Consider the following 7792-nt stretch of genomic DNA (forward strand, 5'->3'; position numbering starts at 1 on the left):
CGACCGGCGGCGTCCGCCGCTCGGTACCGAGCAACGCGGCGCTCACCAACTCCTCCCAGGGCGGAGGGGTGTGGGAAGGGGGAGAGCCGGGTCTCGTGGGGGTGGTCGTGGGGGGAGGGGCGGATGCGCAGGTCGCGCCGTTCGTGGTTGCGGAGGTGGTCGAGGTGATGGGGGTGCTGCGTAGTGGTGACGAGGACGATGCGTCGTACGGGCCGGGCGGTGCTTTGGGGGCGGTGGTGGTGGAAGAGGTGGGCGGTGGCGGAAAGGAGGGGGCGTTGAGCGAGGGAGCGCTGCTGGAGGGAGGCGTGCTGTATGGCGGCGTGGTGAGGGACGGCGTGTGGGGCGAGGTGGGCGAGGTCATGCCGGTTCTCCGGGGGTGGTGTGGTGGATGGGGTGGGGACGGAGGTTGGGGCGGTGGTGAGTCGTGGTGCGGGAAGGGGGGCCGGGCCCGCCACTGGTACGGGACGAGGACGGCGACCCGCCGTCGGAACGGGAGGGGGGTGGCCGGTCACGGAGCCGCAGGGAAGGAGATGGGCCCGGTCACGGCGACACCGGAAACGGGACCGGCGCAATCACAAAGGTCACCAGCCACGGGCAGTCACGATCACAGCGCTGCCGGAGACGACGGCCACAGCCGCGCAGCCCTACCGGAAGCCGCGCAGCCACGCTCACAGCGGTACCGGTGACGGGTCCCAGACCGTCATCGGCAGGAAGCCGCGGTGGCCGCATTCGCCGAAGACGGTGACGGGGGCGCCGCCCGATATCGCGGCCAGTTGCCACAGGCCCGTACGTCCCAGGAAGCGAGGGTCCAGGGGGAGTGCGGACTCGCCGTCGGCGTCGGCGAGTTGCCAGCCGTCGCCGTTCTGCGCGGGGGGTATCGGGGTGACGTCCGTGAGGACCACCGGCCAGGAATCGAGCCAGGGGTCGTCGCGGAGGGCGTCCCCGTAGGCGCTCAGGGCCGCGTCGATGCCGCAGCCCGCCGGTACCGTCCTCGGGGACGCCGTGCCGTGCCGCTCGCCGAGGGCGGCCCGCAGGGGGCGGGCGCCCGGGTAGTAGGCGAGGTCGGCGTCGAGTACCAGGCCGGGCGGCAGGGAGGGCTCCGGTGGGCGGCCGCCGGCGCCGAACGAGAGGTGCAGGGCCGTGCGGCCGGTGCGGTCGCCGCGCAGATAGGTCTTCCGGGTCGTCAAGCGTCCGTCCTCCGCGTCCTGTTGGGCGAGGACGAGCCAGCGGTCCCGTATCGGTGCGGCGTCCGGGCCGGTCAGCAGGTCCGATGTCTCCGTCGTCAGGCCCACGCGGGTGCGGACCGTCGCGGCCAGTGCGTCCGGGAGGCGTTCGATGCCGAGGAAGCCCTGGTCGAGGAGGTGCAGCAGGGCGCACTCCTCCAGGAGGCGGCCGGGGCCCCCGGGGCCCGAGGTGGTGAGCGAGGCCAGTTCCCTTACGCGTGCGGCGAGTCCGGGGGCCTGGGCGTCGACCATGCGGGCCGCCGTCTCGTCCCAGGCGCCGTACCCCGTGCCGTTCGCCGAGGCGAGGCCGGCGCGCAGAACGTCCTCCAGGCGCTGCTCCAACTCCGTTGCGCCGGTGGCGATCCGTCGCATCCGCCGCTCCGCGCGCCGCGCCGCCGCTTCCGGGGCCGCGGTGGTGCGTGGCGGGGTGGTGGCCCGTGCCGCCCGTTCGCGGCGGCCGTCCAGCCATTCGCCCGCCCACTGCGGTGGTTCCCCGCTGCCGGTGACCGTGCCGTCGGCCCAGAGCAGCAGCAGGGCCAGTACGTGCTTGCACGGAAACTTGCGGCTGGGGCAAGTGCACCGGTAAGCGGGCCCTCCGAGGTCGGCGACCGCGCGGTACGGCGTCCGGCCGCTGCCCTTGCACAGGCCCCAGACCGCGCCGTCGGCCGCGCCGGACTCCGACCATGGTCCGGGCGCCGCGAGCTTGCCGCCCGCCTTGCGTGATGCCTCGTCAGGTGCCAGTGCGAGCACCTGCTCCGTCGTCCAGCGTTCCCCCTGCGGATTCATGTCCACGACGCTACGGCCGACCACTGACAACGCCCCGCCGGACATGGCGAATCAGCAGGTCAGAGGCGGTTTTCGGGGGCGTTGTCAGTGGCGTGGTGCAGGGTGGGAACCGCAACCGGCCGACGCGCTGCGAAGCGCCGGCCGCACACCGCGTGACGAGGGGGAGCCATGCCCGGAACGACGACGAAGAACAGCGGCGGAACGACCGCGAGGACGGGGACGCGGACCGCGAAAACGAAGAACGGGACGCGCGCCGCGGCGAGCGGGCGGGAGACCGCCGCCGAGGTGCTGCGGCCGCACGCGGAGGACACCTACGCGGCGGAACTGGCGGCCCTCGCCGCCGCCGACGACCGGCCGCGCCCCGAGCGCTGGCGGCTCTCGCCCTGGGCCGTGGCGACCTACCTCCTCGGCGGCACGCTCGCGGACGGCACGGTCATCACACCGAAGTACGTCGGCCCCCGGCGGATCGTGGAGGTCGCCGTGACGACCCTCGCCACCGACCGCGCGCTGCTGCTGCTCGGGGTCCCCGGCACGGCCAAGACCTGGGTGTCCGAACACCTCGCGGCGGCCGTCAGCGGTGACTCCACCCTCCTGGTGCAGGGCACGGCCGGCACCCCCGAGGAAGCGATCCGCTACGGCTGGAACTACGCGCAGCTGCTCGCCCACGGCCCCAGCCGGGACGCCCTGGTGCCCAGCCCCGTCATGCGGGCCATGGCGGAGGGCATGACGGCCCGGGTGGAGGAACTGACCCGTATCCCCGCCGACGTCCAGGACACCCTCATCACGATCCTGTCGGAGAAGACCCTCCCCATACCGGAACTGGGCGAGGAGGTGCAGGCGGTCCGCGGCTTCAACCTGATCGCCACCGCCAACGACCGTGACCGCGGGGTCAACGACCTCTCCAGCGCGCTGCGACGCCGCTTCAACACCGTCGTCCTGCCGCTCCCGGGAACCCCCGACGCCGAGGTGGAGATCGTCTCCCGCCGGGTCGGGCAGCTCGGCCGGTCGCTGCGACTGCCCGATGTGCCCGAGGCCATGGACGAGATCCGCCGTGTCGTCACCGTCTTCCGCGAACTGCGGGACGGCGTCACCACCGACGGCCGGACGAAGCTCAAGTCGCCGTCGGCCACCCTCTCCACGGCCGAGGCCATCTCGGTGGTCACCAACGGCCTCGCCCTGGCGGCGCACTTCGGGGACGGTGTCCTGCGCGCCGGTGACGTGGCCGCCGGCATCCAGGGCGCGGTGGTCCGCGACCCCGCCGCCGACCGCGTCGTGTGGCAGGAGTACCTGGAGACCGTCGTCCGCGAACGCGAGGGCTGGAAGGACTTCTACCGCGCCTGCCGGGAGGTGTCCGCATGAGCGCCGGACGCGCCCGGTCGGGCGCCGGGGAGCCCGTGCTGCTCGGCGTCCGGCACCACGGGCCCGGCTCGGCACGGGCGGTGCGCGCGGCCCTGGAGCAGTGCGCGCCCCCCGCGGTCCTCATCGAGGGCCCGCCGGAGGCCGACGCGCTGGTGCCGCTGGCCTGCGGGGACGATCTGCGGCCCCCGGTCGCGTTGCTCGCGCACGTACGGGACGATCCCGGGCGGGCCGCGTTCTGGCCGTTCGCCGCGTTCTCGCCGGAGTGGGTGGCCCTGCGCTGGGCGACCGCGCGCGGCGTCCCGGTCCGGTTCATCGACCTCCCGGCCGCCCACACCCTGGCGATGGCCCCGGAGAGCGAGGAGGAGCGGGAGTCCGACGGGCCCCCGGCCGTGGATCTTCGCGTCGACCCGCTCGGCGCCCTGGCCGAGGCCGCGGGCTACGACGACGCCGAACGCTGGTGGGAGGACGTCGTCGAACACCGCGGCACGGACGGCACCCGCCCGGACGCGGACGCCCTGGCCCCGTTCGCGGCACTCGCCGAGGCGATGACCGCGCTGCGGGAGGCGTACGGGGACGGCGGGCACGACCGCGATCCGCTGCGCGAGGCCCATATGCGGCTGCGACTGCGCGCCGCCCGGCGGGAGTTCGGCGACGGCGTCGCCGTGGTGTGCGGCGCCTGGCACGTCCCGGCGCTGGCCCGCCGCAGCACGGTGACCGCCGACCGGCAACTCCTCAAGGGCCTGCCCAAGGTCACCACGGAGACCACCTGGGTCCCCTGGACCCACCGGCGGCTCTCCCGGCACAGCGGCTACGGCGCCGGGATCACCTCGCCCGGCTGGTACGCCCACCTCTTCGCCTCCCCCGACCGGCCCGTCGAACGCTGGATGACCAAGGCCGCCGGACTGCTGCGGGAGGAGGACCACCCCGTCTCCACGGCCCATGTCATCGAGGCGGTCCGGCTCGCCGAGGGCCTCGCCACCGTGCGCGGCCGGCCGCTGGCCGGGCTCACCGAGGCCACCGACGCGATACGCGCCGTCATGGGCGACGGCGCCGACGCGCCCAACGCCCTGATCCACGAGCGGCTCGTCATCGGCGACGCGCTCGGCGAAGTGCCCGAGGACGCCCCCGCCGTACCACTGCAACGCGACCTCACCCGCACCCAGCGGTCGCTGCGCCTGGCACCGGAGGCACGCGAGCGCGAACGGGAACTGGACCTCCGCAAGGAGACCGACACCGCCCGCAGCAGACTGCTGCACCGGCTGCGGCTGCTGGGCGTCCCCTGGGGCGAGCCCGCGCACTCCCGCAACAGCACCGGCACGTTCCGGGAGACCTGGCGGCTGCGCTGGGACCCGGAACTCCCGGTACGGGTCGCGGAGGCGGGCGTGTGGGGCACGACCGTGGAGGCCGCCGCCACCGCCAAGGCCGAGGCCGGCGCCACCGGCGCCCGGACGCTCGCCGAGGTGACCGCGCTCGCCGAGCAGTGCCTGCTCGCGGGGCTGTCCGACGCGCTGCCCGCCGTGATGCGGGCCCTCGCGGACCGCGCCGCGCTGGACGCCGATGTCGGCCGTCTCGCCCATGCTCTGCCCGCCCTCGTACGGTCCGTCCGCTACGGCGACGTACGCGGCACGGACAGTACGGCGCTGCACAAGGTGGCGACGGGCCTGGCCGAGCGGGTCTTCGTCGGACTGCCGCCGGCCTGCGCGGGGCTCGACGCGGACGGCGCCGCCGAGATGCGCGACCACCTCGACGCCACCCACCGCGCCGTCGGCCTCCTCGACCACCCGGACCCCGCGGCACCCCAACACCCCGGCACCGATCTGCGGGACAGATGGGCGGCGGTCCTGCGCACCCTGACGGACCGGGCCGCCGTACCGGGCGTGATACGCGGCCGGGCCGCGCGGCTGCTGCTGGACGACGGACGGCTGGACGAGGGCGGGGCGGCACACCTGATGAGCTTCGCCCTGGCCCCGGGCACCCCGCCCGCCGACGCCGCGGCCTGGATCGAGGGCTTCGCGGGCGGCCCCGACGGCGGCACCCTGCTCGTGCACGACGCCCGGCTGTTCGCCCTCGTCGACACCTGGCTGACGCAGGTGCCGGCCGCGGCGTTCACCGGCGTACTGCCGCTGCTGCGCCGGACGTTCGCGGAGTACGAGGAGGGGGCACGGCGCACCCTCGGCGAGCTGGTCCGGCGCGGCCCCGCGTCCCCCGCGCCCGGCGCGACGGACGGCGGCCCGGACGCGGCGCCGCCCGGCTTCGGCCCCGGCCTCGACCGCGACCGCGCCGCCGCCGTCCTGCCCGTCCTGCGCCTGCTGCTCGGCACCGACCAGGACGAGCCGCACGGCCACGCGCACCGGCACGACGCCACGCACCACGACCACGACGCACACCACACACCTGCGGGGGCGGGGAGATGACCACCGACACCAAGGACGGCACGGCGGCCGGAACGGCCCGGGACGAGCGGCTGCGTCGCTGGCGGATGGTGCTGGGCCCAGGTGGCGCCGACGGCACCGGCCACCCCCTGACCGGCCAGGACGCGGAGATGGACGCGGCACTGACCGCGCTCTACGGGCAGGGCGGCGGCGCGGCCGGGCGCGGGCGCCGGGCGGCGGGGCTGGGGGCGTCCGCGCCGCAGGTGGCCCGCTGGCTCGGCGACATCCGCACCTACTTCCCGTCGTCCGTGGTGCAGGTGATGCAGCGCGACGCCATCGACCGGCTGGGGCTTTCCACGCTGCTGCTGGAGCCGGAGATGCTGGAGGCCGTCGAACCGGACGTCCACCTGGTCGGCACCCTGCTCTCGCTCCACAAGGTGCTGCCGGAGACCACCAAGGAAACCGCGCGGGCCGTGGTCCGCACCGTCGTCGAGCGGCTGGAGAAGCAGCTGGCGAGCCGCACCCGCGCCACCCTCACCGGGGCGCTGGACCGCTCCGCGAAGATCAACAGACCGCGCCACCACGACATCGACTGGGACCGCACGATACGGGCGAACCTCAGGAACTACCTCCCCGAGTACCGCACGGTCGTCCCCGAACGGCTGATCGGCCACGGGCGGGCCGCGCAGTCCGTGAAGAAGGAGGTGGTGCTCTGCGTCGACCAGTCCGGCTCGATGGCCGCCTCCGTCGTCTACGCCTCGGTGTTCGGCGCCGTACTGGCCTCACTGCGCGCCATCGACACCCAGCTGGTCGTCTTCGACACCTCGGTGGTCGATCTGACGGACGCCCTCGACGACCCGGTCGACGTACTGTTCGGCACCCAGCTCGGCGGTGGCACGGACATCAACCGCGCCCTGGCCTACTGCCAGTCCCGCATCACCCGCCCCGCCGAGACCATCGTCGTCCTCATCAGCGACCTCTACGAGGGCGGCATCCGCGACGAGATGCTCAAACGGGTCGCCGCGATGCAGGCGTCCGGCGTGCGGTTCGTGACCCTCCTCGCCCTCTCCGACGAGGGCGCCCCCGCCTACGACCGCGGCCACGCCGCCGCCCTCGCGGCCCTGGGCGCCCCGGCGTTCGCCTGCACCCCCGACCTGTTCCCCGACATCATGGCGGCCGCGATCGAGAAGCGACCGCTGCCCGTCCCGGACACAGGGGAGGAACGGTGACCGGGGTGACGGGCGCGACCGGACGACGGGCGTACGGCCACGGCCCCCGCCCCGCCCCACTCACCCCGCCACATCACCCCCGGCCGCCCCCTCCGCCCCCGCCCCACCCGGCGGATACGACGGCATGGGCGGGATAGGCGGCGTAGGACGGGCGGAGGCGGCCTCCTGCGGGGGCCCGGCCAGCCGTTCCCTGATCCGGTCCCGCAGGGCGTCCATCGTGAAGCCGCGCGGATCGACCTTTCCGGGCTGCCACTCCTTGTGGCCGATCACCGAGCCCTCACTCCAGCCGTGGGCCCGGCAGAGGGCCGCGGCGGCCTTCTCGGCGGCGAGCAACTGGGCCTCGGGCCAGGGGTCCTGGCCGTCGCCGAGGTTGACGCACTCGAAGCCGTAGAAGTGCCGGTTGCCGTCGGTGTCCGCGTCCTGGTCGTGCGGCAGTTCCGACTCGTCGATCACGGCGGCGAGCACCCGACGGTCGCCCAGACCGGCGTGGTTGGCGCGGCCGTTGCCGACGAGATGGACCTCGCCGTTCTTGTCGATCACGCCGTGGCAGAGCGGACCGGGCAGCGCGGTGCGCCCGTTGTAGCAAAGGGCGACGGAGGCGTCGGTGCCCTCGGTCGCGGTGTGGTGGATCATCACGCCGTGCACGGGGCCCCACTGGCCCTTGGTGTTGCGGTTGTGCTTGCGCCATTCGCGGACCTCGTGGACCACCAGGCCCTCGTCGCGGAGGGCCGCCAGCAGCCGGGAGGCGGTCAGGGGCACGGACATCAGGCTTCACCCTCCTCGTCGACCGCGGCCTCGGCCGCCGCCGTGGTCTGCGAACGGC

At 74.8% G+C, this 7792-nt stretch carries 4 protein-coding genes and 2 pseudogenes; 3 read left to right on the top strand and 3 right to left on the bottom strand.

Features of this window, described 5'->3' with window-relative positions; genetic code table 11:
• A pseudogene (locus AC51EU_RS24110) lies at positions 1 to 455 on the bottom strand (hypothetical protein); the annotation flags it as partial.
• A gap of 213 nt (positions 456 to 668) precedes the next feature.
• Positions 669 to 2009: an SWIM zinc finger family protein gene (locus tag AC51EU_RS24115; protein WP_496269149.1), complete on the bottom strand. Its 1341-nt coding sequence runs from the start codon at positions 2007 to 2009 to the stop codon at positions 669 to 671.
• 168 nt (positions 2010 to 2177) lie between these two features.
• On the opposite strand from AC51EU_RS24115, the gene AC51EU_RS24120 reads away from it, so the two are divergent.
• The 3 genes from AC51EU_RS24120 to AC51EU_RS24130 are packed head-to-tail and all read left to right on the top strand — an operon-like array spanning position 2178 to position 6969.
• A complete protein-coding gene (locus AC51EU_RS24120; RefSeq protein WP_496269150.1) occupies positions 2178 to 3368 on the top strand; it encodes an ATP-binding protein in 1191 nt (396 codons plus the stop codon).
• Complete coding sequence (locus tag AC51EU_RS24125; protein ID WP_496269151.1) at positions 3365 to 5782, top strand: DUF5682 family protein; 2418 nt, start codon at positions 3365 to 3367, stop codon at positions 5780 to 5782. The genes AC51EU_RS24120 and AC51EU_RS24125 overlap by 4 nt, the downstream gene beginning before the upstream one ends.
• Entirely contained in the window at positions 5779 to 6969 is a 1191-nt protein-coding gene (locus AC51EU_RS24130; protein WP_496269152.1) for a VWA domain-containing protein, read from the top strand. Before AC51EU_RS24125 ends, AC51EU_RS24130 begins: the two co-directional genes overlap by 4 nt.
• Positions 6970 to 7089: 120 nt before the next feature.
• On the opposite strand, the pseudogene AC51EU_RS24135 reads toward AC51EU_RS24130, so the two are convergent.
• Positions 7090 to 7734: pseudogene (locus tag AC51EU_RS24135) on the bottom strand (N-acetylmuramoyl-L-alanine amidase); the annotation flags it as partial.
• Positions 7735 to 7792: the final 58 nt, after the last annotated feature.

This window comes from Candidatus Streptomyces philanthi (genome assembly GCF_059553635.1).